Origin of the sequence: Burkholderia sp. SIMBA_051 (assembly GCF_046534915.1) — a bacterium.
GTDB classification, from domain to species: Bacteria; Pseudomonadota; Gammaproteobacteria; order Burkholderiales; family Burkholderiaceae; genus Burkholderia; species Burkholderia ambifaria.
The window spans coordinates 1-247 of sequence record NZ_JAWRXS010000681.1 but is presented as its reverse complement, the minus strand read 5'-3'; the positions used below and the strand labels follow the sequence as shown (position 1 = coordinate 247).

Annotated in this window: 1 pseudogene; it reads right to left on the bottom strand. The window is 61.5% G+C overall.

Going from position 1 to position 247, the window contains the following annotated elements:
* Positions 1-247 (bottom strand): annotated as a pseudogene (locus SB771_RS36200) (type I restriction endonuclease subunit M); the annotation flags it as partial.

The following is a 247-nucleotide window of genomic DNA, read 5'->3' as shown; positions in this document are numbered from 1 at the left end:
GACCTTCAGTTCATCCTCGATCTCACGCAGCCGGTTCTTCACCGCCAACACGTTGATCTTGTCGAAGCCGCCGAAAGCCGCGTCCTCCCCGCTGTGCTCTTCTTCCAGTTCGGCGCGCTTGGCACTTATAGCTTCCAGTTCAGCCTGCAGGACATCGAGCGCGGCCTGTTCCTTGGCGAAATAGCGCCCCACGATCAGCGCCTTCGGCACCAAGTCACAGGCCCAGCCCTTGTCCTTCTGCCGGCCC